18 protein-coding genes, 1 tRNA gene and 2 pseudogenes are annotated in these 26,237 nt (G+C 74.1%); 11 read left to right on the forward strand and 10 right to left on the reverse strand.

Translation table 11 applies throughout. The annotated features are described in order from the left end of the window. The first annotated feature begins 84 nt into the window (after positions 1-84). From IH00_RS0116275 to IH00_RS0116320, 11 genes and pseudogenes are all read left to right on the forward strand, one after another. Complete coding sequence (locus IH00_RS0116275) at positions 85-1,212, forward strand: inositol-3-phosphate synthase (protein WP_031074150.1); 1,128 nt, start codon at positions 85-87, stop codon at positions 1,210-1,212. Between the two features lie 29 nt (positions 1,213-1,241). Then, on the forward strand, positions 1,242-2,702 hold the full coding sequence (locus IH00_RS0116280; protein ID WP_234334863.1) for an SCO3242 family prenyltransferase: 1,461 nt from the start codon (positions 1,242-1,244) through the stop codon (positions 2,700-2,702). Next, positions 2,699-3,592 (forward strand): sugar phosphate isomerase/epimerase family protein, encoded by an 894-nt coding sequence (locus tag IH00_RS0116285; protein ID WP_052411420.1) that lies wholly within the window; start codon positions 2,699-2,701, stop codon positions 3,590-3,592. Before IH00_RS0116280 ends, IH00_RS0116285 begins: the two co-directional genes overlap by 4 nt. Beyond that, entirely contained in the window at positions 3,589-4,209 is a 621-nt protein-coding gene (locus IH00_RS0116290; RefSeq protein ID WP_031074154.1) for an EboA domain-containing protein, read from the forward strand. Before IH00_RS0116285 ends, IH00_RS0116290 begins: the two co-directional genes overlap by 4 nt. After that, on the forward strand, positions 4,209-5,057 hold the full coding sequence (locus tag IH00_RS0116295; protein ID WP_031074156.1) for a TatD family hydrolase: 849 nt from the start codon (positions 4,209-4,211) through the stop codon (positions 5,055-5,057). Before IH00_RS0116290 ends, IH00_RS0116295 begins: the two co-directional genes overlap by 1 nt. Positions 5,058-5,069: 12 nt before the next feature. After that, a pseudogene (gene eboE, locus IH00_RS0116300) lies at positions 5,070-5,942 on the forward strand (metabolite traffic protein EboE); the annotation flags it as partial. 105 nt (positions 5,943-6,047) lie between these two features. Beyond that, positions 6,048-6,344, forward strand: a pseudogene (locus IH00_RS45435) (xylose isomerase); the annotation flags it as partial. Next, positions 6,341-7,720 (forward strand): alkaline phosphatase family protein, encoded by a 1,380-nt coding sequence (locus IH00_RS0116305; protein ID WP_031074160.1) that lies wholly within the window; start codon positions 6,341-6,343, stop codon positions 7,718-7,720. The pseudogene IH00_RS45435 and the gene IH00_RS0116305, both read left to right, overlap by 4 nt. 43 nt (positions 7,721-7,763) lie before the next feature. After that, positions 7,764-8,831: a sugar phosphate isomerase/epimerase family protein gene (locus IH00_RS0116310; protein ID WP_031074161.1), complete on the forward strand. Its 1,068-nt coding sequence runs from the start codon at positions 7,764-7,766 to the stop codon at positions 8,829-8,831. A gap of 189 nt (positions 8,832-9,020) precedes the next feature. Then, positions 9,021-9,662 carry an HAD family acid phosphatase gene (locus IH00_RS0116315; protein ID WP_031074163.1) on the forward strand — a complete coding sequence of 214 codons (642 nt, stop codon included), beginning with the start codon at positions 9,021-9,023 and terminating at the stop codon, positions 9,660-9,662. 779 nt (positions 9,663-10,441) lie between these two features. Beyond that, positions 10,442-10,529: transfer RNA gene (locus IH00_RS0116320), tRNA-Leu, on the forward strand. Positions 10,530-10,691: 162 nt separating this feature from the next. Here the strand turns inward: IH00_RS0116320 and IH00_RS0116325 are convergent. The 10 genes from IH00_RS0116325 to IH00_RS0116370 form a co-directional block, all read right to left on the reverse strand. Then, complete coding sequence (locus IH00_RS0116325) at positions 10,692-10,928, reverse strand: hypothetical protein (protein ID WP_031074165.1); 237 nt, start codon at positions 10,926-10,928, stop codon at positions 10,692-10,694. 125 nt (positions 10,929-11,053) lie between these two features. Beyond that, on the reverse strand, positions 11,054-14,038 hold the full coding sequence (locus IH00_RS0116330) for an NHLP bacteriocin export ABC transporter permease/ATPase subunit (protein WP_234334864.1): 2,985 nt from the start codon (positions 14,036-14,038) through the stop codon (positions 11,054-11,056). Between the two features lie 16 nt (positions 14,039-14,054). After that, positions 14,055-16,175 carry an NHLP family bacteriocin export ABC transporter peptidase/permease/ATPase subunit gene (locus IH00_RS0116335; protein WP_031074169.1) on the reverse strand — a complete coding sequence of 707 codons (2,121 nt, stop codon included), beginning with the start codon at positions 16,173-16,175 and terminating at the stop codon, positions 14,055-14,057. Between the two features lie 83 nt (positions 16,176-16,258). Next, positions 16,259-17,065 (reverse strand): HlyD family efflux transporter periplasmic adaptor subunit, encoded by an 807-nt coding sequence (locus tag IH00_RS0116340; RefSeq protein ID WP_031074171.1) that lies wholly within the window; start codon positions 17,063-17,065, stop codon positions 16,259-16,261. Positions 17,066-17,166: 101 nt separating this feature from the next. Further along, entirely contained in the window at positions 17,167-17,388 is a 222-nt protein-coding gene (locus IH00_RS0116345) for a hypothetical protein (protein WP_031074173.1), read from the reverse strand. A 577-nt stretch (positions 17,389-17,965) separates the two neighbouring features. Continuing rightward, the gene (locus tag IH00_RS0116350) at positions 17,966-18,619 is read right to left on the reverse strand and encodes a LutC/YkgG family protein (RefSeq protein ID WP_031074176.1); all 654 of its coding nucleotides are present in this window, start codon (positions 18,617-18,619) and stop codon (positions 17,966-17,968) included. After that, a complete protein-coding gene (locus tag IH00_RS0116355) occupies positions 18,616-20,040 on the reverse strand; it encodes a lactate utilization protein B (RefSeq protein ID WP_031074178.1) in 1,425 nt (474 codons plus the stop codon). The genes IH00_RS0116350 and IH00_RS0116355 overlap by 4 nt, the downstream gene beginning before the upstream one ends. Further along, on the reverse strand, positions 20,037-20,747 hold the full coding sequence (locus IH00_RS0116360) for a (Fe-S)-binding protein (protein WP_031074180.1): 711 nt from the start codon (positions 20,745-20,747) through the stop codon (positions 20,037-20,039). Before IH00_RS0116360 ends, IH00_RS0116355 begins: the two co-directional genes overlap by 4 nt. Positions 20,748-21,039: 292 nt before the next feature. Then, positions 21,040-24,066, reverse strand: a complete 3,027-nt coding sequence (locus IH00_RS0116365) for a tetratricopeptide repeat protein (RefSeq protein ID WP_031074181.1) — start codon at positions 24,064-24,066, stop codon at positions 21,040-21,042. Further along, positions 24,063-25,937 carry an HSP90 family protein gene (locus IH00_RS0116370; protein ID WP_031074183.1) on the reverse strand — a complete coding sequence of 625 codons (1,875 nt, stop codon included), beginning with the start codon at positions 25,935-25,937 and terminating at the stop codon, positions 24,063-24,065. Before IH00_RS0116370 ends, IH00_RS0116365 begins: the two co-directional genes overlap by 4 nt. Between the last annotated feature and the right edge of the window lie 300 nt (positions 25,938-26,237).

Genomic DNA, 26,237 nt, shown 5'->3' on the forward strand with positions numbered 1-26,237 from the left:
CGCGCTCCTCAAGCCGGCGGCGGGCGGGGAGGCGCCGTACCCCCCGCCCGCCGTCTCCGACGCACCACACCAGGGAGGCTGGCCATGTTCGCTGAACGTCGTGCCGATCGACGGGTCGGGGTCTGGTTCACCGGAGCGCGGGGCTCCGTCGCCACGACCGCGGTGGCGGGGTGCGCGGCGGTCGCCACCGGGCTGCACCCACCGACCGGCATGGTCACCGAAACACCCCCCTTCGCCTCCTCCGGCCTCCCGTCCCCGGCTTCCCTCGTCTTCGGCGGCCATGACACGGCGGCCTGCCCGCTGCCGAAGCGCGCGGAGGAACTGACGGCGGCGGGCGTCCTGCCGCACGGCCTGGCCGCCGCCGTCCGCTCGGAACTCACCGCGGCGGACACGGAGATCCGCCCCGGCGGCCCCCTCCCCGGCGACACCCGCACCGACGAAGCACTCATCACCGCCTTCACCTCCGACATCACCGACTTCACCCGCCGCCACGACCTCGACCGCACGGTCGTGATCAACCTCGCCTCCACGGAGCCGGCGCCGGCCGCGGACGCGGTACGGCTGCCCCCCAGCTCCCTGTACGCGGCCGCCGCGCTCCGGGCGGGCTGCCCCTACGCCAACTTCACCCCCTCCACCGGACTGCGCGCCGACGCCCTCGCCGGCGCCGTCGCCGCCTCCGGCCTTCCCCACGCCGGCCGGGACGGCAAGACCGGCCAGACCCTGCTCCGTTCCGTGCTCGCCCCGATGTTCGTGCAGCGCGCCCTGCCGGTCCGTGCCTGGTCCGGCACGAACCTCCTGGGGGGCGGCGACGGGGCGGCGCTGGCCGACCCCGCCGCTGCCGCCGCCAAGAACGCCGGCAAGGAACGGGTCCTGGCCGACGTGCTGGGCCACGTCCCCGAGGGCGAGGTCCACATCGACGACGTCCCCGCGCTCGGCGACTGGAAGACCGCCTGGGACCACATCGCCTTCGACGGCTTCCTCGGCTCCCGGATGGTCCTCCAGACCATCTGGCAGGGGTGCGACTCGGCGCTCGCCGCCCCTCTCGTCCTGGACCTCGCCCGGCTGCTGGCCCGAGCCCACGAGGCCGGCCTCACCGGGCCGCTGCCCGAACTCGCCTTCTACTTCAAGGACCCCGACGGGGGCCCTGCGGCCCTCCCGGACCAGTACGCCGCGCTCCTCTCCTTCGCCGAGCGCCTGCGGGACGCCCGGTGACGCCCGCGATGCCGGGGCCGGGGGCCGGGATGCCGTCGGGTGCTTCCGGCCCCGGTGCCCGTCGGCGCCTGCCGCTGCGGTTGCCGTTGCTGCTGCTGCCGTTGCCGCTGGGCCGGCACGGCCGTGGTGCGGGCGCGGCGGGGCCGTCGGCCGGGGTGCGGGAGGCCGTGGCGGCGGGGCGCCCGGGTGGCGCGCGCCTGCGGGCCTGGGCGGAACTCCTGCGGGTGTCCGCCCTCTTCACCGTGCCGGGCGACGCGCTCGCCGGCGCGGCGGCCACCGGACTGGCCCCCAACCGGCGCACGGCACTCGCCATCGGCTCGTCGCTGTGCCTGTACGAGGCGGGCATGGCCCTCAACGACTGGGCCGACCGCCACGAGGACGCCCTCGACCGCCCCCACCGCCCCCTCCCCTCGGGCCGTATCACCCCCCGCGCGGCCCTGGCCGCCTCCGCCACCTTGACCGCCGCCGGTCTCGCACTCGCCGCCCGTGCGGGCCGCGGCCCGTTCGCCGTGGCGTCCGCCCTCGCCACCACGGTCTGGGCCTACGACCTGCGCCTCAAGCACACCCGTGCCGCCCCCGCCACCATGGCCGCCGCCCGTGCGCTGGACCTCCTCCTCGGCGCCACCGCCACGGCAGCCCCCGCACCGGTGGCCGCTCCGCCGGCGCCCCCGGCGCCCCCGGCGGGTCCGCAGGTGCTCCGGGGACCCGGCGCCCGCCGCGGCCGCCGCGCGGGAGCCGACGCTCCAGGACACGGAGCCGTCGGGTCGCCCGCGCGAGGCGCGATGGCCGCGCTGCCGTCCGCCGCCGCGCTGGGCGCGCACACCTGGGCGGTGACCGCGGTCTCCCGGCACGAGGCGCAGGGCGGCTCCTCGGCGGCCCCGCTCGCCGCGCTGGTGGCCACCGCCGCCCTCGGCGCCGTCGTCGCCCGCCCAATCACGGCCCCGTACGGCGTGGGCGGCCGGGCGCCGAAAGGGCGCGGCGGCGCCGCGAGGAAGAGCGCCCGGTGGGGCGAGAGGCACGAGCGACCCGAGCCCGATCGACCCTCGGCACCACCACCAGGCGGTCCGCAAGCGAGCCGAGCGCGTCGAACCGCGCACGACGAGCCGCCCGGCGCCGCCCGGCACGCGCCGCCCCGCCGGACACGCGGCGCCGCGACCGGCGCGGGCCTGTCCATCCCACCCGGGAGCACACCCGGCAGCGCGCCGGGAGGAGTGGGCCCGGGGCCGGCTGCCGGCAGGAGCCGAGCAGGCGCCGCCCTCGCCGCCGCGGCCTATGTCCGCACCGCGGCCGTTCCCCTTCTGCACGCCGCGCTCAACCCCTCCGCACCGCTCACCCAGCGGGCCGTCGGCGGCGGCATCCGGGCCATGATCCCGCTCCAGGCCGCCCTCGCCGCCCGCCGCGGTACCGGCGGCGCCCTCGCCACCGGGCTCGCCGTCCTGGGACTCGCCCCCCTCGCCCGCGCGCTCGCCCGGACGGTGAGCCCCACATGACCTCCCAGCACCGGATCACCTCCGCGTCCGGCCCCACACGGCTCCGTTTCGGCTACGGCACCAACGGCCTCACCGACCTCCGGCTGGACGACGCCCTCGCCCTGCTCGCCGACCTCGGCTACGACGGCGTCGGCCTCACCCTCGACCACATGCACCTCGACCCCCTCGCCCCGGACCTCGCCACCCGTACGGCCCGGGTCACCCGCCGCCTGGGTGAACTGGGCCTCGGCGTCACCGTCGAAACCGGTGCCCGCTACGTCCTCGACCCGCGCCGCAAGCACGGCCCCTCCCTCCTCGACCCCGATCCCGACGGGCGGGCCGCCCGCACCGCGCTGCTGGTGCGCGCCGTGCGGGTCGCGGCCGACCTCGGCGCCCACGCCGTGCACTGCTTCAGTGGCACCCTGCCCGACGGCACGGACACCGCCACCGCCTGGGAGCGGTGCGCAGAGGCACTCACCCCCGTCCTGGACGCCGCGGCCGCCGCCGGTGTCCCCCTCGCCGTCGAACCCGAGCCCGGTCACCTCCTCGCCACCCTCGACGACTTCCACCACCTGCGCCGCACGCTCGGCGACCCCGGCCCCCACCTCCTCGGACTCACCCTCGACATCGGCCACTGCCAGTGCCTGGAACCCGCACCGCCCGCCGACTGCGTCCGCGCCGCGGCGCCCTGGCTGCGCCACGTCCAGATCGAGGACATGCGTCGCGGCGTCCACGAACACCTGCCGTTCGGCTCGGGTGAGATCGACTTCCCGCCCGTCCTGGACGCCCTCGCCGCCACCGGCTACCAGGGCCTCATCGTCGTCGAACTGCCCCGCCACTCCCACGCGGGCCCCGAACTCGCCCGCGCCTCGATCGAGTTCCTCCGCACGAAGGGAGCCCCGGCACCGTGATCCCGATCCGCAAGGAACTGGACGACCGGCTCGACGGCGCCGCCCGCGCCTGGCTGGACGAGGCCCTCGCCGAGGCCGCCCACGCCGCCGGCGCCCCGCCCGACACCAGCCCGTACACCGCACCGCCCTCCTGGGAGCTGCGGTTCGCCTCCGCCGGCCGCCATTGCGGCCGGGAGAACGCCGACTCCGTCCGCATCCTCCTCCTCCAGGAGGCCCGTGCCGACACGGACACCCTCACCCGCCTCTACCACCACGGCACCGCCGCCGAGCGGCGCGCCGTCCTGCTCGCCCTCCCCGCACTCGTACCGGGACCGGAGGCGCTGCCCCTGGTCGAGGACGCGCTGCGCACCAATGACACCCGGCTGGTCGCCGCCGCCGTCGGCCCGTACGCGGCGGCCCACCTCGACCCGCACTCCTGGCGTCACGCCGTCCTCAAGTGCCTGTTCACCGGCGTTCCGGCCGACGCCGTCGCCGGCCTCGGCCGGCGCGCCCGCGGCGACACCGAGCTCGCCCGGATGCTCGGCGACCACGTCGCCGAACGCACCGCCGCCGGCCGTCCCGTCCCCCCGGACCTCCACCGCGTCCTCGCCCTGACCGTCCCCCCGGAGGAGCCCTGATGCGCATCTTCGACCCGCACATCCACATGACCTCCCGTACCACGGATGACTACCGGGCGATGTACGACGCCGGGGTCCGCGCCGTCGTCGAGCCGTCCTTCTGGCTGGGGCAGCCGCGCACCTCGCCCGCCAGCTTCTTCGACTACTTCGACGCGCTGCTCGGCTGGGAGCCCTTCCGCGCCGCCCAGTACGGCATCGCCCACCACTGCACCCTGGCCCTGAACCCCAAGGAGGCCAACGACCCCCGCTGCACCCCCGTCCTCGACGCCCTGCCCCGGTATCTCGTCAAGGACTCCGTCGTCGCCGTCGGCGAGATCGGCTACGACTCCATGACCCCGGCCGAGGACACCGCCCTCGCCGCGCAGCTCCAGCTGGCCGCCGACCACCGTCTGCCCGCGCTCGTCCACACCCCGCACCGTGACAAAGCGGCCGGCCTGCGCCGCACCCTCGACGTCGTCCGCGAATCGAACCTTCCCCCCGAGCGGGTCCTGCTCGACCACCTCAACGAGACCACCGTGAAGGAGGCCGCCGACAGCGGAGCCTGGCTCGGCTTCTCCATCTACCCCGACACCAAGATGGACGAGGACCGCATGGTCGCCCTGCTCAAGACCTACGGAACCGAGCGGGTCCTCGTGAACTCGGCCGCCGACTGGGGCAGGAGCGACCCGCTCAAGACCCGCAGGGTCGGCGACGCCATGCTCGCCGCCGGATTCACGGACGACGACGTCGACCAGGTCCTGTGGCGCAACCCCGTCGCCTTCTACGGCCTCAGCGGACGACTCCAGCTCGACCTTCCCGCTCCCGGCCCGCTCCACGAGGGCAACTCCATCCTCCGCGGCGGGGAATGAGAGGAGCCGGCCATGCGCTTCCGCCACCCGGACGGCTCCATCGTCCACCTCGCCTACTGCACCAACGTCCACCCCGCCGAGACCCTCGACGGCGTCCTCGCCCAGTTGCGCGACCACTGTGAACCCGTCCGCAGGCGCCTCGGCCGCGACCGCCTCGGCATCGGCCTCTGGCTGGCCAGGGACGCCGCGCGTGCTCTCGTCGCCGAGCCCGCGGCGCTCCGCCGGCTCCGCGCCGAACTGGACCGGCGCGGCCTGGAAGTGGTCACCCTCAACGGCTTCCCGTACGAAGGCTTCGGCGCCCAGGAGGTCAAGTACCGCGTCTACCAGCCCGACTGGACCCGCCCCGAACGCCTGGCCCACACCATCGACCTGGCCCGCCTCCTCGCCGCGCTCCTCCCCGACGACACCACCGAAGGGTCCGTCTCCACGCTCCCGGTCGCGTGGCGCGCGCCCTTCGACGCCACCGCGGCCGACACCGCCCGGCTCGCCCTCACGACCCTCGCCGAACGACTGGACGCCCTCGAGGAACTCACCGGCAAGTCCCTGCGCATCGGCCTGGAACCGGAGCCCGGCTGCGTCATCGAGACCACCGCCGACGCCATCGGCCCGCTCACCGCCGTAGCCAGTCCACGCATCGGGATCTGTGTCGACACCTGCCACCTCGCCACCTCCTTCGAAGATCCGCACACCGCCCTGGACGCCCTCGTCGCCGCAGGCATCCCCATCCCCAAGGCCCAGCTGTCCGCGGCCCTGCACGCCGAACATCCCCACCTCCCCGAGGTGCGCGCGGCACTCGCCGCCTTCGCCGAGCCCCGCTTCCTCCACCAGACCCGCACCAGCACCCCCGACGGCCTGCGCGGCACCGACGACCTCGCGGACGCCCTGCGGACCGGCGTTCCGCGCTCCGCGGTCCTGGGCGCCGGCACCCCGCGCTCCGGCGACCTGGACGGTGAGGCGTCCGGTGACCAGCCGCCCGAGGAGGGCGTGGCCGTCGGGGGCGCACTCCCCGACACCACCCCGTGGCGCGCCCACTTCCACGTCCCGCTCCACAGCCCGCCCGCCCCGCCGCTCACCTCCACGCTCCCCGTGCTCCGCGACGCCCTGACCGGGCTCGTCGGCGGCCCGGTCCCGCTCACCCGCCACCTCGAGGTCGAGACCTACACCTGGCAGGCCCTGCCGCCGGAGCTGCGCCCCCGTACGCGCGGCCGGCTCGCCGACGGGATCGCCGCCGAACTCACCCTCGCCCGCGACCTCCTCACCGACCTCGGCCTCAAGGAACTGCCATGACCGGCCCCATCCCGCTCCTGGTCCTGGACGTCGTCGGCCTCACCCCCCGTCTCCTCGATCACATGCCGCGGCTGAAGAGGCTCGCCCTGTCCGGCTCGCACGCCCCCCTCAGCACGGTCCTGCCCGCCGTGACGTGCGCGGCGCAGTCCACCTTCCTCACCGGCACCCTCCCCTCCGAACACGGCATCGTCGCCAACGGCTGGTACTTCCGCGACCTGGGCGAGGTCCTGCTGTGGCGCCAGCACAACGGCCTCGTCTCCGGCGACAAACTCTGGGACGCCGCCCGTCGCGCCCACCCCGGCTACACCGTCGCCAACATCTGCTGGTGGTACGCCATGGGCGCGGACACCGACATCACCGTCACCCCCCGGCCCGTCTACTACGCCGACGGACGCAAGGAGCCCGACTGCTACACCCGGCCCCCGGCGCTCCACGACGAACTCACGGACACACTCGGCACCTTCCCCCTGTTCCACTTCTGGGGCCCGGGCGCCGGCATCGTCTCCAGCCGGTGGATCATCGACGCCACCCGCCACATCCTGCGCACCCGCACCCCCGACCTCGCCCTGTGCTACCTCCCGCACCTCGACTACGACCTCCAGCGCTACGGCCCCGACGACCCGCGCGCCCACCGGGCGGCCGCCGACCTCGACGCCGCCATGGCCCCCCTCCTCGACGCCGCCGCAGCCGAAGGCCGCACGGTCGTCGCCCTGTCCGAGTACGGCATCACCCGGGTGAACCGGCACGTCGACATCAACCGCGCCCTGCGCCGCGCCGGTCTGCTGGAGGTCCACACCCAGGACGGCATGGAGTACCTCGACCCCATGGCCTCCCGGGCCTTCGCCGTCGCCGACCACCAGATCGCCCATGTGTACGTGCGGCGCCCGGAGGACCTCGACGTCACCCGGCAGGCGCTCACCGGTCTGCCCGGCATCGAGCGGCTCCTCGACGACGAGGGCAAGAAGGCGCACGGCCTCGACCACCCCCGCTCCGGGGAACTCGTCGCCCTCGCCGAGCCCGACGCCTGGTTCACGTACTACTACTGGCTCGACGACGCCCGCGCCCCGGACTTCGCCCGGCTCGTCGAGATCCACCGCAAACCCGGTTACGACCCCGTCGAACTGTTCATGGACCCGCTCGACCCCTACGTGCGTCTGAAGGCGGCCACGGCGATCGCCCGCAAGAAACTGGGCATGCGCTACCGCCTGGCGGTCGTGCCCCTCGACCCCTCACCTATTCGCGGCAGCCATGGCCGCCTTCCCACGAGCGATGACGAAGGTCCGCTCATCGTGTGCTCCACCCCCCGCGCCGTACAGGGCCGCGTCGCGGCCACGGATGTGAAGTCCCTGCTGCTCCGGCTCGCCGGTCTCCACTGACTCCAACTGAAGCACACTCCACTGACAGCGAGGAGTTGTCCACATGTCCCGCACGGCCAGGAACGCGGCGCGCGACGCCGACCCGGAGCTCTCCCACCGACTCAGCAGACGCGGCATGCTCGGCGTCGCCGCGGGCGCCACCGCCTCGGCCCTCCTCGGCGTCACGGCCGCCGCCACTCCCGCCACCGCCACGCCCGCCACCGCGGGAGCCGGCAGCCCGGGCCGCGGCCGCCCCGTCCTGCCCCCCGGCCGCCTCGGCATCCAGCTCTACTCCCTGCGCGACAAGGTCTCCACGCTCGGCTTCGCCACGGTCTTCGAGGAACTCCGGCGCCATGGCTACGACGAGGTCGAGTACGCCGGCTACACCCAGGGATCGGCGGGCCCCATCACGCTCGCCCGGCTCAAGCGCCTCACCCGCGACCACGGCCTGCGCGCCATCGGCAGTCACGTCGGCTACTACTCCTCCGATCCCAAGGCGTACACCTTCGCGCAGAACCTCACCCAGGTCCTCGACGACGCCCAGGCCCTCGGCCTGCGGCACATCGGCACCGCGTCCGGCCCCTGGCGCTACGGCGCGACCGTCGACGGCTGGAAGCGCTGCGCCGAGGAGTTCAACCACTACGGCGCCGAGGCGAAGAAGCGCGGCATGAAGTTCTACCAGCACAACCACGCCGAGGAGTTCTCCTTCGCCACCGACCGCCCGGACGTCCGCCTCTACGACGTCCTGCTCGCCGAGACCGACCCCGACCTCGTCCACCTGGAGATGGACATCTACTGGGCGTACGTCGGCACGTTCCGTTTCGGCAAGCGCGCCGACGGCACCCCCGCACCCTTCGACCCGCTCGACTACGTCCTGAAGCAGCCCGACCGGTACCCGCTGTTCCACGTCAAGGACGGGGAGCGAGACGACTCCGCCCGCGACGGCTACCGGATGGTCGACGTCGGGGACGGAGACATCGACTACCGGCGGTTCATCTCGGCGGTCAACCGCACCCACGGCGGCCGCCGCGACCACCACTGGCAGGCCGAGCACGACAACCCGGCCGAGTCCTTCACCTTCGCCCGCAAGGCCGGCGCCCACCTCCGCGCCCTCCGGGAGGGGGACTGCTGACACCCGCCCGGCGCCCGGTCTCCGCCCTTCGGTGGCAAGAGGCCGGGCGTCCGCACTTCCCCACAAACTTTCCGCTACCGACCAGTAGAGGGAATGTGGCCCTCCGTCCATCATTGAGCGCGAGCATGCCAAAGCCGTGGCCCCGAGGCCCGGCTGCCTGAGTACTCCCCGACACCCAGGAGACCCCCCATGCATGCACGCATCCGCAGAACGGCCACGGCAACGGTCCTCACCGCGGCGCTCCTCACGACAGCAGCCCCGGCGGCCTCCGCCGCGGCCCGGCCCACGAACAGTGCTCCGCAGCTCCACTCCGCGGCCGGCGTGGCGACCACGGCCTCCGTCGACTACGCCACCTGGCAGCGCGACGTGGCGGCGGTGATCGCGGTCGCCCGCCCCTACATCGACCAGCGCACCTCCCAGCCCTCCGCCGAGAAGCGGGCGATCGTCCTCGACATCGACAACACGTCGCTGGAGACGGACTTCCACCCCTTCTGGGAGTACCCGACCGCCGCCGTCAAGCCGGTGCTCGACCTCGCCCGCTTCGCCGACTCCCGTGGCGTCGACGTCTTCTTCGTCACGGCCCGGCCCGGGATCATCTACTCCCTCACCCACTACAACCTGAAGAAGGCCGGCTATCCGGTCGACGGGCTGCACGTGCGGGACCTGCCCGACCTCTTCCAGGAGGTGAGCGTCTACAAGACGGCCGAGCGCGCCGCGATCGAGGCGAAGGGGTACACGATCATCGCCAACATCGGCAACAAGGAGAGCGACCTCGTGGGCGGCCACGCGGAGAAGACGTTCAAGCTGCCCGACTACGGCCAGCTGTCCTGACGCAGACGCAGACGCAGACGCAGACGCGGAGGCGGAGGCGGGCGCAGGCGTAGACGTACCAGCAGGCGCAGGCGTAGACGTACCAGCAGGCGCAGGCGTACACGAGGCGCGGCGGGGGCCGCGGCACCGGGACCTCCCGGCTCCGGTGCCGCGGCCCCCGCCTCTGCCCCGCGGCCACCCCGACCCCCGGCCCCTGACCCGCAGCCCACCCCGGCCCAGCCACCCGGCCCAGGCTCTCCGGGCCCCCGGCCCCGCAGCCGGGGCCACCCCTGCCCCCGGCCCGTGGACAGCAGCCCACCGTCGGCCGCCGTGCCTCGGTGCCGTCACCACGCAGGGCCCCGGTTTTCGGCTTGGTCGAACACGATGGCGGAGTGTCCGCGCGGCACGCGCACCGGCACCGTGACGGGCTGCACCTCCCGCTGACCGCGCGGCGCTCCCGATCGGCACCGCCACCGACGCGCTCACCGGGCACCGGGGACTGCTCGCGATGCTCCTCGTGGGGAACGGCTGCGCGGCGCGGGCGGGCGCTCCCGCTCCGCCGCCGGGCACGGTGACCTTCGCTTTTCCGGCAAAACATGAACACCGTACGGTCCGTCCTCACGCTCCGCCCCGGCCCGGTGACGGCCCGCGTGCGCCGTCGGCACGGCCGGCGCCCGGAACGTCCCGGCGAGCCGCGCCGGCCCCCTGACCACGGGATATGCGGGTGAGGGGCACCTCGAACCCCTGGTAGAGTTATCCATGTCGCCGCGGGGAACGCCCCGCGAAGCGGCAGACACCTTGTCCGGGTGGCGGAATGGCAGACGCGCTAGCTTGAGGTGCTAGTGCCCTTTATCGGGCGTGGGGGTTCAAGTCCCCCCTCGGACACCACCAAGCGCCGGTCGGGAGCGATCCCGACCGGCGCTTCGCGTTGCTGTCGCCATGTCACCCGGTACCCCACCCTGTGCCCGGACCCGTCCTCGAAAGATCTGGCCGGCAGCCGCCGCGTGCGGGGTGGGGTCCTCACGCCCGGCGGCTTCCTGTCGTACGGGACTACCAGCGTGCGCCGATGACGCTGCCCTCGTAGAAGTCGCCGCTGAAGACGCGGTCACCGCTGTCGTGCTCCAGGCCGTGGAAGCTGCCGCCGCTCCAGTCGGCGCCGAAGAATTCGGCCTGGCAGGTCTTGTCGCATCCGCTCTCGTCGTTGGTTCCGTGCGCGGCGGCGGGGACCGTGCCGAGTGCTGTGGCGGCGGCGACGAGAGCCGCGCAGACGAGGGCCTTCTTGAGCATGTGTTCCTCCGGATCGCAGGATCCGCACCGGTTCTTCCGGGCGGGATTCGGAGACAGGGGTTCCCTTCGGCCTTCACTTCCGTGCGCGCGGCGGGCGGAAGCCCACCCTTTCGAGGGCCGACCGGTCAGCTCATCTGACGGTATACCAATTCACGCAAATGGCTGCCGGGGGTGGCCAGCAAGGTGGCCGGCGGGCCTTGCTCGACGATGCGGCCGGCCGACATCACGATGACCCGGTCGGCGTCCATCACCGTCGACAGCCGGTGGGCGATGACCAGGCGGGTGGCGTTGAGGCGGCGCGTGGAGTCGATGACGATGCGCTGCGTCTCGTTGTCCAGCGCACTGGTCGCCTCGTCGAGGAACAGGATCCGTGGGCGGCGGATCAGTGCCTGGGCGATCATCAGGCGCTGGCGCTGGCCGCCCGAGATCGCGCCGCCGCCGGCGATCATGGTGTGCAGACCCATCGGCATGCGCCGGATGTCCTCCGCCAGGCCCGCCATCTCCGCGGCGGCCCAGACCTCCTCCTGAGGGAAGGTCTCCGCCCCGCAGATGCAGTCCAGGATCGAGCCGGTCAGCGGCTGCGCGTTCTGCAGCACGACACCGCACTGGCGGCGCACCGCCGCCTGGTCGAGGGCGGCGAGATCCTGGCCGTCGTAGAGGACGCTGCCGGAGGCGGGCTTCTCGAAGCCGATGAGCAGGCGCAGCAGGGTGGACTTGCCGCAGCCGCTCGGCCCCACGACCGCCACGAACTCGCCCGGCCGGATGTCGAGCGAGACGTCGTCGAGGACGAGCGGCGAGTCGTCGGCGTACCGGAAGGACAGCCGGCGCGCCTCGATGGCGCCGGACAGGGCACCGGGCTGGGCCGTGGAGCCGCGCACCTCGGGCGCCTCGTCCAGGACCGGCTTGATCTGTTCGAACAGGGGCAGCGCGGCCGCCGCCGAGACCAGTGCCCCGGTCAGCTGCGTCACCGACGTCAGCAGCATCGTCACCGATGTGCTGAACGTCAGGAACGCGCCCGCCGACATCGAGCCCCGCGCGGGACCCGCCAGCAGCATGAACATGATGAGCGAGCAGAGCGGCAGGTACACCGCGTCCAGCACGGTGGTGATGTTCCGGATCCGGCCGGCCCGCTGCTGCAGCTCGCGCGAGCGCGCGAACTCCCGGGCCCACGCCGCGTACGCGAAGCTCTCCGCCGCCGCCACGCGCAGCTTCGGCAGGCCCCGCAGCGTCTGGAACGCCTGGTTGGCGAGCTTGTTCGTGAGCTCGACCAGCCGCCGCTGCCAGCGCACCTGCCACAGTCCCAGGCCGAGGAAGACCGCCCCGATGACCAGCAGCATGGCGATCGCCGCCAGCGCCAGCGGAACGCTGTAGCACAGCAGCAGCACGAGGTTCACCGCGCCGATCGTCGCTGCCTGCACGGCCACCGGGCCCACCCCGGTCATCACCCGGCGGATCGCGCCGATGCCCAGGGCCGCGCTCGCCAGCTCCCCGGTGGAGCGCTCGGTGAAGAAGCGCGCCGGCAGCCGCAGCAGCCTGTCCCACACGGCCGGCTGGAGCACGCTCTCGATGCGCCCCTCCATCCGCAGCAGCGTGAGGTTCTGCATCAGCATGAACGCCGCGGCCACGACACCGGTGACCATGACGGCCAGGGACACCTGCACGATCAGGCTCGTCTCCGCCGCCGGTACGTACGCACCGAGGACCTGCCCGGTCGCGACGGGCACCAGCGCGCCGAGGCAGACCGTCACCAGGCCGGCCAGGACGAGGCGGCGGACGTCGCCGGCCGTGCCGCGCATGCCGAACCGCAGCAGTCCCCAGGCGGACAGCGGCCGTTCGGGCAGCGGGCGGTAGAACATCACGCCCCGCGGCTCCAGTTCCGCTGCCTTCTCCGCGTCGAGGCGGATCCGCAGCCCGGAGGCGGGGTTCACCGCCTCGTACCGGCCCCGCCGCCACAGCAGGGCCACCGGCGCCCCCGACCTGGCCCAGTGGCCGACGAGCGGCCCGCAGTCGGTGCGCCACCAGCGCCCGTCGAGCCGGACCGCGCGCGTGCGGACCCGTGACGTGACGGCGATGCGCTCCACCGGGCCGGTGCGCTCGTCGGCCGCCGGGCCGTTCCTCACCGGCTCCACCAGCGTGACCCCGGCCGCCCGCGCCACCCGCCGGCACACGGCGAACGTGGCGTCGTCCCCCGTGGTCCCACCGCCGCCGGTCCTGCGCCCCGCCTGGTCCGGGCCGCCGATGGACGCCAGCAGCGCCTGGTCGGCCCGGGCACGGACGGCCTCGCCCGCCTTGATGCCGGCGGCGGCCCGGTCCTCGTGCGCCCGCTCCGCCCGCTCGATCCAGCGGTCGACCGCCGACAGCAGCCGGTACTGCTGGTTGACCATCCGCTGCCACAGCGCACCGTCCACCAGCAGGTCGGCCGCCGCGTCGGCGCTCCAGTCGGCGCCGTACCGGACGCTGCCCGGCGGGACCGGCATCCACAGCATGTCGTCGGCGATCTCCGCCGGTGTCCCGTCGTCCGAGGCACGCCCGTCGAGCGGCGCCTCGAACAGCACGCCGAGGCTGCGCGCCGTACCGAGCGCGAAGGCGTGCTCCAGCGGGCCGGCCCCGGCGCCGGGGGAGTACGCGTCGTACCCGGAGTAGGCGTCGTAACCGGCGTACGCGTCGTGGCCGTCGTACGGGGGGTGCGCGGCGTACGGGGAGTACCCGGCGTGCGAACCGTGGGAGCCGTACCCGTCGTACGGGGCCGGACCGCTCTGCGCGCCGTACGGGGGGTACCCGCCGTACCCGTCGGGCGTCCCGCCCGCGTCCGTGGCGCCGTACAGCTCCCGCAGGGCGATCCGGCGCAGCGCGCAGTCCTGGGCGGGCCGGCCCACCAGGGTGTGCTGCGGGCCCTCCACCGGGCCCAGCAGAAGGCTGCCCGCCTCGAGACGCCCGAGGAAGTGCCAGTTGCCCTGCCGCGCCGCGTCGACCGCGAACAGGTCCAGTTCGCCGCCGGTGATCAGCCACAGGACGTGCGGTCCCTCCAGGGGCACGCTGCGCAGTCCGGTGCAGTCGACGGGTGTGCCGAGACCGCCGAGGGCGTGGACGACGGGGTCGTGACGGGTCACGGGGGGAAGGGACACGTCAGCGCTCCCGTACCAGCTCGGCGTACGCGCCCGCGGCAGCGACGAGCTCCTCGTGGCGCCCGCGCTCGACGACCTTGCCGTGGTCCAGGACCACGATCTCGTCGCTGTCGCGCACCGTGGACAGCCGGTGGGCGATCACGACGCACGCGCAGCCGCGCCGCCGCAGGTTGTCGATGATGACCTGCTCGGTCTGCGCGTCCAGGGCGCTTGTCACCTCGTCGAGAACGAGCACCGACGGGCGCCGCACCAGCGCCCGCGCGATCTCCAGCCGCTGCCGCTGCCCGCCGGAGAAGTTGCGGCCGTCCTGCTCGACCCGGCTGTGGATGCCCTCCGGCCGGCGCGCGATCACGTCGTCGTACAGAGCGGCGTCCCGCAGCGCGGCGACGACGGCCTCGTCCGGTATGGACGGGTCCCACAGGGCGACGTTGTCGCGGACCGTGCCCTCGAAGAGGAAGACGTCCTGGTCGACGAAGGAGACGGAGGCGGCGAGCGCGCCGCGCGGGATGTCCTCCAGGCGCTGCCCGTCGATGCGGATGACGCCCTCCCAGGGTGTGTACAGGCCGGATATCAGGCGCGAGACGGTGGACTTCCCGCTGCCCGACCCGCCGACGAGCGCCACCTGCTGGCCGGGCCCGACACGCAGCGAGAAGCCGGTCAGCAGGGGCGCGTCCAGCGGGCTGTAGCCGAAGGTGATGTTCTCCAGCTCCACGTGTCCTGTCAGACGGCGCGTACTGGTGTCCGGCGTCACGCGCCCGTACAGGGCGTCGGCGGGGAAGTTCTCCACGTCCTTCAGCCGGGCCACGTCGGCCGCGAAGTCCTGGATGCGGCCCGCGACCCCGTTGAGCCGGGTGATGGGCGCGGTGAAGCGGGTCACCAGCGCCTGGAAGGCGACGAGCAGACCGATGGAGAGGTGGCCCTCCACCGCCCGCAGTCCGCCGATCCAGAGGATGAGCGCGCTGTTGAGCGTCGCGAGCGCGGGCGCGACGACGGCCAGGGCGGCACTGGGCACGCCGAGCCGTTGCTGCACCTCCAGGGTGATGGCGTGCTGCCCGGCCCAGCGCCGGAAGTAGCCGTCCTCACCTCCGGTGGCCTTCATGGTCTCGATGAGCTGGAGCCCGGTGTACGAGGTGTTCGTCAGCCGCGCGCTGTCGGCGCGGAGCTTCTGGGTGTGGGTGGCGCGCAAGCGGATGACGATCCGCATGGCCACCACGTTGAGCAGGGCGATCCCCACGCCCACCACGGTCAGCTGGGGGTCGTACGTCCACAGCAGCAGCGCGTAGAGGACGACGACGACACCGTCCACCCCCGCGGCGGCCAGGTCGCGCGCCAGCGTCTCGGCGACCGCGTCGTTCGACTGGAGCCGCTGCACCAGATCCGCCGGGCTGCGCTGGGCGAAGAACGTGACCGGCAGCCGCATCAGGTGCCGCAGGAAACGGGCGCCGCCCAGCGTGGAGGAGATGATCCGCCCGCGCAGCAGGTTGGCCTGTTGCAGGCCGGTCAGGACGGCGGTCAGCACCACCATCGCGGCCATGGAGGCGAACAGCGGCGCCAGGACGGACGTCTGTGCACCGATCAGAAACATGTCGATGTACGTACGGCTCAGCGCGGGCACAGCCGCCCCGACCGCCACGAGCAGTAGGCTCGCCAGCAGCGCCGCCAGCAGGGTGCCCGTCGTGCCGCGCAGCCGCGCGGGCACGGCGCGCAGCACGCCCGGCCTGCGTCCGCCGCGCCGGAAGGAGTCCCCCGGTTCGAAGACCAGGGCGACCCCGGTGAAGCTGGTGTCGAAGTCCTCCGCCGGTACGAAGCGACGGCCCTTGCCCGGGTCGTTGACGTGCACGCCCCGCCGGCCGAACCGGCGCCCCATGCCGTCGTACACGACGTAGTGGTTGAACTCCCAGAACAGGATGGCCGGCGCCTGTACCCCGGCGAGCGCCGCGGGCTCCATCTGCATGCCCTTGGCCTGCAGACCGTAACCACGGGCCGCCTTCAGCACGTTGCTGGCCCGGGAGCCGTCCCGCGAGACGCCGCACGCGATGCGCAGCTCCTCCAGCGGCACGTGCCGCCCGTAGTGGGCGAGCACCATGGCGAGGCAGGCGGCGCCGCACTCCACGGCCTCCATCTGCAGGACGGTGGGGGTACGGACGGCCTTGCGCTTCTTCACCTCGGGTGCGGGCCGGGCGCGGCGGCGGCCGGCGGGCGCGCTCACGGCAGGAGCCAATCGATCGGGTGCTGCTCGGCGAGGTGGACGGAGCCGGTGGTGAGGGTCATGGTGTCGAGGGCGTACGGCGGGCCGTCGGAGGTCGACCACGCGTATCCGGTCCGGGTCGACGAGGACCGCTCCAGGCGGACGAGGACCGCCACCGGCGGTCCCTGCCGCGAGAACTGCTCGCCGAGCTGGCTGTTGCCGAGGAACGCGGTGATCCGCTGGCGCGTCTGGGCCGTCCGCCCGACCGCCTTCACCCGGCCGCGCAGCACGCCGTACTCCTGTGCCGGCACCGACTGCACGGTGAGGTCCACGGCGGCACCGACGGGCACGGACGCGCCGCGGTCGGCGGGCACGTACAGGACGGCCAGCAGCGGGTCGTCCTGTGCGCGGGCCCGTTCCACGGCCGCCACGTCGGCGCCCGTCGTGACGACGGAGCCGATGGCGGCGACGAGGGTGGTCAGCCGGCCGGCGGCGATGGTGCGGACGACGGCGGGACCCTCGGGGGTCCGGACCTTCACCAGCGGTGCGTCGGCGGGGAGGTGGTCGCCCTCCTCGGCGAGGACGTCGGTGACCTGGCCCGAGACGGGGCTCTGCAGGACGTAACTGCCCTGGGCGTGGGTGAGGATGCCGGGTGCGGAGAGGGTGGAGGAGACGGTGCCGGTCACCGCCCAGACGGTGGCGGCGAGCATGGCCACCACGGTGACGGTCAGGACGAGCAGGCCCTGCGGCCGCGCGAAGCGCACCGGCAGGTCTATTTCCTCCGGGGATTGCAGCTTGGAAAGGGCCTTTTGGCGGAACTGCACGTAACTCTTCCCTCGACTGCACAAGTCCGGTGGGGAAAACGAACGGTGAAAACGAGAGGTGAGCCCCGGAACAGGAATGTTCCGGGGCTCACCGGGCCGTCTCAGAGGCCGGCGACGAAACCGGTGACGGCGGAGGAGTTGAGGCCGGCGAAGGACTCGACAGCGCCGACGGCGGAGGTGGCGACACCGGTGACCGGGGCGACCGAGTCGAGGGTGGCGGTCGCGTTGCCGACAACACCGCTGGCCACGGCGGAGTGCAGGCCGCCCGACACGGCGTCGAGGTCGGCGTCGGAGATTTCCTGGGTCTGGATCTGGGGGGTCATGCGGAGGTTCCCTTCACACGGATAACTCGAAAGCATGGCGAGCCGAGCCTTTGTGCGGCCGGCCCGCGGTGCGAAGGATCAAAGCACGCGGGCGCATTGCTCAGCCAATCCGCCGACCGCTCTCCGGGTCATTCCGCGGCGCCGAAATCCCGCTCTGTGCCCGGGTGTTCATGAATCGGTGCCAGCTTCTTCACAGGCCGGGCGGGTCGTGTGCGCCGCAGCCGACGGGCCGGCCAATGCGGAGTTGGACATTCCGGCAACAAGGGGAGGGGACCGCGCCGCGGCCGGTGCGCGGCCGTGGGAGAACCTGTGACGCCTGTACATTCGCTGTGCAGATTCGCTGCCCTCCCGCCAAATCGGACGCGCCGGGCCACCTGCCGCACCGCGCGCCGGCGCGCCGGCCTCCGTCTCTCCGGCGGGCCGGCCTCGCGCCGCCGCCTCAGGGCCTCCGCCCCGTGGGGTGGGCGGAGGGCAGGGGTGCTGCCGGATCCGGCCGGCGGCGATGAGCAGGTGGTGAAGCCGCGTCCTGGGCGGAACGTTCACTCGCCCTCCATACGGACGCACCCGCGCCACGGGCTCACCGCCCGCCGTCCTCCGGCTCCCCGAGGAGCACGACGTGCAGGGTGCGCGGGCCGTGCACGCCTTCGACGCGGTCGAGTTCGATGTCGCTCGTCGCGGACGGCCCGGAGATCCAGGTCAGCGGACGGGCGGGGTCCAGGCGCGGCAGCGCCTGCGGGAGCGACGCCACGACCTGGCCGGGCACCCGCACGACACAGACGTGCAGGTCCGGCACGAGCGTCAGGGCGCGACGCCCCTGCCCCTCGGAGCCGTCCAGGACGATGGTCCCGGTCTCGGCGACGGCCAGCGCGCAGCCGGTGACCACCGCGTCCACGGAGTCGAGTACGCGGGGCGTCAGCGGCGCCGCTGCGCTGTCGTGGCGCAACTCGGCGCGGGTGTCCGCGAGCCAGGCGGCGGGCAGGCCCGGCGGCACGGCCAGCGAGCGCACCCCGTGCCCGGCGAGCACACCCGCGATCAGAGCGGGGAGCTCCTCCCCGGCCGCGCGGTGGACGTGGGCGCGGTAATCGGCGAGGTTGCGCCGGAGGAGGTCGAGCAGCGTGGCGGGATCGGGGACCGTGTGGGTGGCGAGGTAGTCGCGGGCGGGCTCGGGTACGTCGGGTGCGCCGGCGACGGCCGCGCGGATACGGGCGAGGATCTGGTCGCGGGCGCTCATGCCTGGTTCTTCCTCCACCAGTCGCGGAAGGACTGCGCGGGCATGACGGGCAGGTCGCGGCCCTCGGTCCAGGCGCTCGTGCCGGGCAGCCGCCGCGGATGCACCCCGCGGGTCGCGGAAGCGAGGCGCTCACCGGCGGCGAGCGCGCCCGGACGGTCCAGCAGCCAGGTCGCCGCCCGGACGGCGGCCTTCTCCAGCCGGTGCCCCCGGCCCCCCTGTTCGGCCACCTTCCCGCGCAGGTGGACCAGCACCTCGGGGATGTCGATGGCCACCGGACACACCTCGTAGCACGCCCCGCACAGCGACGAGGCGTACGGCAGCGACGCGTCGATCCCGCTCGCCGTGCCCCGCAGCTGGGGCGTCAGGATCGCGCCGATCGGGCCGGGGTAGACCGAGCCGTACGCGTGGCCGCCGGCCCGCTCGTACACCGGACACACGTTGAGACAGGCGGAGCAGCGGATGCAGCGCAGGGCCTGACGGCCCACCTCGTCGGCGAGCGCGGTGGTGCGGCCGTTGTCGAGCAGGACGAGGTGGAAGGTGCGCGGCCCGTCGCCGTCGCTCGTACCCGTCCACATGCTGGTGTACGGGTTCATCCGCTCGGCCGTCGACGAACGCGGCAGCGTCTGGAGGAACACTTCCAGGTCACGCCAGGTGGGCACGGTCTTCTCGATCCCGACGACCGAGATCAGGGTCTCGGGCAGCGTCAGGCACATGCGTCCGTTGCCCTCCGATTCCACCACCACCAGGGTGCCCGTCTCGGCGACCATGAAGTTCGCCCCGGAGATCCCCACCTTCGCGCGCAGGAACTTCTCCCGCAGGTGCAGGCGCGCGGCCTCGGCCAGGTCGGCGGGGGTGTCGGTGAGGCCGTCCGGAGCGGGGCGGCCCCAGTCCGCCATGCGGCTACGGAAGATGTCGCGGATCTCGCCGCGGTTGCGGTGAATGGCCGGGACCAGGATGTGTGAGGGCCGGTCGTCGCCCAGCTGCACGATCAGCTCGGCGAGATCCGTCTCGTACGCCGCGATGCCCTCGGCCGCCAGGGCTTCGTTGAGCCCGATCTCCTGGGTGGCCATGGACTTGACCTTCACCACCTCGCGCTCACCGGTGGCCTTGACCAGCCCGGTGACGATGCGGTTCGCCTCGGCGGCGTCCGCCGCCCAGTGCACTGTTCCGCCCGCCGCCCCGACCGCCTCCTCCAACCGGAGCAGATAGGTGTCCAGATGGCGCAGCGTACGGTCCTTGATCTGCTTGCCGGCCTCGCGCAGCTGCTCCCAGTCGGCGAGCTCCGCGACCGCCCTGGCCCGCTTGTCGCGGATCGTGTGTGTCGCGTGCCGGAGGTTGGCGCGCAGTCTCTCGTCCCGCACCGCGGCGGCCGCGGCCTCCGGGAACGCCGGCATCCCCACGAACGTCGTCGTCCCGCTCATCGCAGCGGCTCCTCCTCCGTGCTCGCCAGGATCTCGGCGATGTGCACCGCCCGCATCCGCTCGCCCTCCCGCCGCAGGATCCCGTCGAGATGCATCAGACAGGAGCTGTCCCCGCCGCACAGCACCCCGGCCCCGGTCCCGGCCGCGTTGCGCACCTTGTCGCGGCCCATCGCCACCGACACCGCCGCGTTCTTCACCGCGAAGGTACCGCCGAAACCACAGCACTCCTCCGCCCCCGGCAGCTCGACCAGTTCCAGCCCTCCGACCGCCTCCAGCAGCCGGCGCGGCCGGTCCCCCAGCCGCAGCAACCGCAGGCCGTGACAGGAGGGGTGGTAGGTGACGGTGTGCGGGAAGTACGCGCCCACGTCCGTCACACCCAGCACGTCGACCAGGAACTCGGTCAGCTCGTACGTCCGCGGCCCGAGTTCCGGTGCGCCGAGGGCCGGATAGGTGTCGCGCACCATCGCCGCACACGAGCCCGACGGCGTGACGATGTACTCGTACCCCTCGAAGGCCCGCGCCGTCCGGCGCACCAGCGGCAGCGTCTCGCGACGGTAGCCGGTGTTGTACTGCGGCTGGCCGCAGCAGGTCTGCTCCGCCGGGAAGTCCACCTCCACGCCGAGGCGCCGCAGCAACCGCACCGTGGCGATGCCGGTGGCGGGATACACCGCGTCGTTGACGCAGGTGACGAACAGCGCGACGCGCATCGTTGGCTCCTGTCCTCGTCGCCGGGGCCGGCCTCCGCCGGAGGACCGGGGCGGCGGCCTGCCCCCCGCCGCCGGCCGCGCGGGGAGTGTAGCGAGGAGCGGGACGGAGGGGAGCCGGGCGAGGCGATGACACCCCTGGCCGAAGTGCGACCTCCCCCCGCCCGGCTCCCGGCGCCCGTCCCTGTCGGGTGCGTTCCCGGCGTGCGTCCCCGCGGCGTGCGTCCCGGCGGCACCCCGTCGGGGTGCGTCCCCGCGGCGTGCGTCCCGGGCGCGCGGGACCGGGCGCCGGGGCTCAGTCCTGCCGCTCCAGCTGGGCGAGGGTGTGCTCCAGCTGCGGCAGGCAGCTGCGTGCCTCCTCCGTGTCCAGGGCGCGGACCTCGCTGATCAGGGCCCGCAACCGGTCGGCCGCGGCGCCGGCCCGGCCCAGCTCGTGCTCGGTCCAGGCCGCCTGAACGGCGCACCGGGTCCGTTCGTCCAGCGCGCCGGGACCCAGTGCGGCGAACGCCGCGTCCGCCTGCTCCAGCAGGCGCACCGCCTCCTGCCGCACAGAAGCGGCCGCCGCGGCCCCGACCGGTTCGTCCTCATCGCCGTCGCGGCGGCCCGCGCCCTGGTGCGCGTCGTCCTCGACCGCGTCGTCCTCGTACGCGTCGTCCTCGTGCTGCCGGTCCAGCTCGCCCAGCAGCAGCTCGGCCGTCTGCGACCAGGTACGCGCACGCTCCGCGAGCTGTTCGGCGCCCTCGCCCCCGACCGCGGCGAGGGCCCTGGCCATGAGCTCCTTCGCCGTGTCCGCGTCGCCCCCCTGCACCTCCAGCCAGGCCAGTGAACGCAGGGCCCGGGCGAGCGCGACGGGCTGGCCGACGCTCTCCCACAATTCGACGGCCCGCCGGTAGGCGGCGACCGCCTCGTCCCGCAGGCCCGCGCCGGAGAGGCACTCGGCGGCGAGCGTCGCGAGCTGGGCGTGCGGCCCCGCGTGCTCCCAGCCCTTGGCCACCTCGGCGGCGAGCAGGTACTGCTCCGCCGCCGCCCGCCGGTCACCCAGGGCACGCAGGTTCCGCGCGAGCGTGTCCCGCGCCCGGACGGCCTGCTCGTCGCCGTGCTCCAGCAGGTCCGGCAGCGCCGACTCCAGCACCTCGGCCGCCTCGGCCGCCCGCCCCGTCTCGCCCAGCGCCTGGGCGAGCACCAGCCGTGCGTAGGCCCCCGCCCCGGCGGAGTCCCCGGCCGCGTCGTACCAGTGCGCCGCCTCCAGGGCGTAGTCCGCCGCTTCGGCCTCCTTGCCGTCCTGCTGGTAGAGCACCTCCGCCAGCGTCAGCCGTATCGGGGCCAGTTCGCCCGGGTCCACGAGCTCCGCGCTGTGCGCGAGTGCCCCGCGCGCCGCCTCCTCGGCCTCCGCGAACCTGCCCAGCCGCATCAGCAGCCGCGCCCGCCGGGCCATCGGCTCGGCCGCGTCCCAGGGGTGGCCGGAGGCGACGGCCCGCTGGGCGGCCAGCGACAGCAGCCCCTCGGCCGTGTCCGGGTCGCCCGCCTGCCACGCCAGGTCGGCGCGCATCCGGTCGGCCTCGGCGAGCAGGTCGTCCAGGCCGCCGTCCTCGTTCGCGTGCTGGGCGAACTGCTCGACGAAGGCGGTCAGATCGGAGCCCAGGCGTGTGGCGCCGTGATCGTCGTGGTCGTGCGACAGCATCGCCTCGACCTTGATCCGCGTCAGGGCGGCTGTTGCCGCCCGGCGCGTCCTCGTCGGCTCCTCGGGGTCCAGGGCGTGCGCCGCGGCGGTGGCCGTGGCGAGCAGGTCACGGATCTCCTCGGGCTCGGCGCCCGCATGCACGGCGGCCGACACCACGCGCAGGTCGGCGAGCGCCGCCCGGCTCGGCTCCCCGGCCGCCCGGTAGGCGGCGGCGACCCGCTCGAAGAGCTCCCGCGCGGACGGCTCCCCACCGCGCCCGGCCCGCAGGGCCCGGTGGTCCAGCAGGTCGGCGGCGAGCAGCGGATCGGACGCCGCGCCGCCCGTCCGCGCGACCAGCGCCTCGATCCGGTCCCAGAGGACCGCGGCGCGCGGATGCCCGAGGGAGCGCAGTCTGCGCGCCTCGGCCACCAGCCCGGGCAGCGTGTCCGCCTCCCGGTCCCCGCCCGCCGGGCCCGCCTCCCCGTTCCCGTCCGCCGGGCCCGCGGCGCCGGCACCCACGGAAGCGGCGGCGGGGCCGGCGAGCCGGGCGGCCCGCACGCCCAGGGGCAGGGCCGCCACCAGCGGCTTCTGCTCCAGGCTGCGCCGGAGCCGGCCGGAGGTGACGTCACTGCCGTTGCGCGCGTCGAAGCGGGCGGCGATCGCCGCGGCCTCGGCGTCCAGCAGGTCGTGCAGCTCCCGGACGGTGCGCTGCCGCCCCGCGTAGGCGACCGCCGGCTGCCCGCCGAAGCCGAGCGCGACCAGCCTGCGCAGCAGGACCAGCGTGCCGGTGAACAGCTCCAGCCGCGCCCACGGGTTGCCGTCGGACGTGAGGTGCGCGGCGTGCTCGGAGAGGATCTCCAGCCCACGGCCCTCGTTGCCGGTGAGCGCGCAGAACTCGATGTGCCGGCCGATCGACGGCAGCAGGCTCTCGTTGCCCCGCGCCATGCGGTAGCCCCGCAGATGGTTGGCCCGGGCTTCGTCCAGCCGGCCGGTCCGCACCAGCGGCAGGAGCGACTTGGCCAGCACCCGGTGCGGCTCCTCCATGCAGCGGGACTCACCGTCCAGGACCGGGGCCCAGGTCCGCAGGGCCTTGTCGTCCTGGCCCCGGCTCAGCCAGTAGGCACCCTGGTCGTTGAGTTCGCAGGCGTGGCAGTTGGCCATGCGGTCCCGCTCCGCCGCCGTCCACGCCGCGAACGCCCGCGCGGTCCGCGCCGTGTCGCCCGTGACCTCGGACAGCTCGAACTCGGCCTGCCTGACGGCCCGTTCGCTGTGGCCCGCCACCCGGTAGCGGCGCTCCATCTCGGCGAGCCACTGCTCCATCGTCGCCAGCGGGATCTCCGGGAGCGTCAGCATCCCGGAGCTGACCCATTTGAACATCCAGTGGAAGGTGTGGGTGTCGCCGGCGTCGAAGGCGGACGGGTCGCGGTCCCACTCCTGCATCAGCCGGGCGAACGGCACCAGCATCTTCCCGCGCTCGGTGCTGTACTCGTACGCCCTGATCAGCCCGAACAGTGCCTGGCGCAGCAGGGCGCGGTCCCCGGTGGACTCCGCCGCGGCCACCAGTTCCTCCGCGCGTGCGTTGCGCAGCAGCCCGTTCGGGGCGGAGTCGTTCTCCCACAGGGCGCGGCGGACGTCCTCGGGTGAGTGTTCTGCGGTGGTCACTTGTCGCCCTCCTGGGTGCCCCGAGCGGGGGTGGTCGTGGGGTGCGTGGCCCATTCCAGGAGCCCGAGGAAGGCCCGGTTGAGCAGCGAGGTGTCGGCGGGGCGCAGCGGGCGCTGCGCCATCAGCAGGGCCTGCCCGTACAGCGACTCGACCGCCGTGCCGGCCAGTTCGGCGTCGCTGATCGCCGCGATGCGGCGCACCAGGGGGTTGTTGTGGTTCAGGACCAGACGGGAGCGGGGTGCCGAGCCGCGCAGGGCGCCCAGGATGTCGCTCCAGAGGCTGTCCGCGCCCTCCTCGGCCGCCGCGCGGTCCCGCTCGTGCCGGGCCTCCCGGTCGTCGAGGTACAGCGCCGGGACCGTGACCGGCTGGAAGGCGCGCACCGCCACGTCGCAGCCCAGCGCGTCCAGCCGCGCCCGGGCGGTGGCGAGGAACCCGGCGAGGGCCAGCTCCTGCTGCGGCTCGACGGGGTCGAGGTGCGCGGTGACGGCGCCCGCGTCCAGCTCGCTGACGGTGACGCCCTCCCGCACCTGCGGCAGCAGGGCGATGAGGTCCGCGTCGTACGTGTACCCGCCGTTGACGATGCCCAGGCCGTGGGCGGCGGCGATGGGGGAGACCTGCCGGAACTCCTCCACCGTGCGCGTGAAGTGCACTTGCGGGTGGGCCCGGACGAACTCGTCGAGGGTGACCCGGCCGTCGCTGGTCTCGAACGGCAGCCACGGCAGCATCAGCGAGAACAGCTCCGCGTCGTGCCGCGCCATGGACTTCACGCCCAGGTGGTGCACGGTGAGGAAGGCCGCCAGCCGGTCGGGGTCACCGGCCGCGAGCTCGGCGAGCCAGGCGCGGATCCGGACCCCGAGCGCGTCGCGCACGGCGGCGAGCGTCTCGTCGTCGTAGAGGTTCTCCCGGGAGGCGGTGGGCCGGAGCGTGTCGGTGTCCAGGACGACGCGGACGAAGAACGCCCAGTCCGGCAGCAGGTTGTCGGCCCGGTCCGTGAGCAGCATGCCCTTGAGGTAGACCCGGTGGGCCGCCCGGCTCGCCGGGCTGGTGGCGGAGGGCAGGACGTACGCGACGCCGCGCACGCCGGCGACCGGCAGGTCGAGGTCGATGGAGTCGAGCGGGGTGAACCCGAAGACGCGGGCGCAGTGCCCGGCGAGCGCCACCCGGCGGGCGGTGGGCGTCGGGTACGCCCGGTCCCACACGGCGGGCCGCTCGGTCAGCGGTCGGTCGGTGGCGTCCGGTCCCGTGAAGGTGACCTCGTGCGGCAGCAAGGAACCGAAGTCCCGGGCGAGTTCGGCGACGCGCCGCGGGTCCGTCCACTCCTCGGCGCCGGGGCGCGGCTCCAGCCGGACCGTGGTGCCCGGCTCCGGCCGCGCGTCGTGCGGCAGTGTCCGTACCGTGTACGAGCCGTCGTCGCTCGCGAGCCACTCGACGGGCGGCTCCTCGGGCTTGCGGGCGGACCGGGACACCACGCGGATCTGCCGCGCGACGACGAAACAGGCGAGCAGCCCGATGCCGAACTGGCCGAGGAACTCCTGCCGGGCGCTGTCCAGGGCGTCGCGCTTGGAGCTGCGGCCGATGGTGGCGAGGAGGGTGTGCACCTCCTCGGAGGTCAGTCCGATGCCGGTGTCCTCCATGACGACGGCGTCGCCGGTGGCCGTGAGGCGGATGCCGGTGGGTGCGGCGGGGTCGTGGGCGAGACGGGCGGTGACCGCGTCCACGGCGTTCTGCAGCAGCTCGCGGACGTAGACGCGCGGGCTGGAGTAGAGGTGGTGCGACAGCAGGTCGACCAGGCCGCGGAGGTCCACCTGGAAGGTGTTGACCGACGGCTCGGAGCCGGAGGGTTCGGAGGGACGGGACGGGCGAAGGTTCATGGGCATGAGGGGGCACCCTCACGGCTCCGGACGGCAGCCGCGGGTGCGGGTCGGGCGATCGCGGGGTCCCCCCCTCACGAATCGCGATGGGCCCGGCCTGGCCCCGGCGCCGGACGCGGGCATCCGCGCACGCCACCGAGGAGGGCTCGGAGTTGACGACTATCGTAAGGATGACCACTGACAATGCCCAGGTGGTTTCGGCCCCCTCGTGATCGAACCCGCCCGCCGGGCCCGCGGGTCCCCGGTGCGGCACGGCCGGCCGTATGGGGTGCGGATGTGCATAACCGGGCGCAGGCCGGT

It is taken from the genome of Streptomyces sp. NRRL S-118 (assembly GCF_000716335.1).
Taxonomy (GTDB): Bacteria; Actinomycetota; Actinomycetes; order Streptomycetales; family Streptomycetaceae; genus Streptomyces.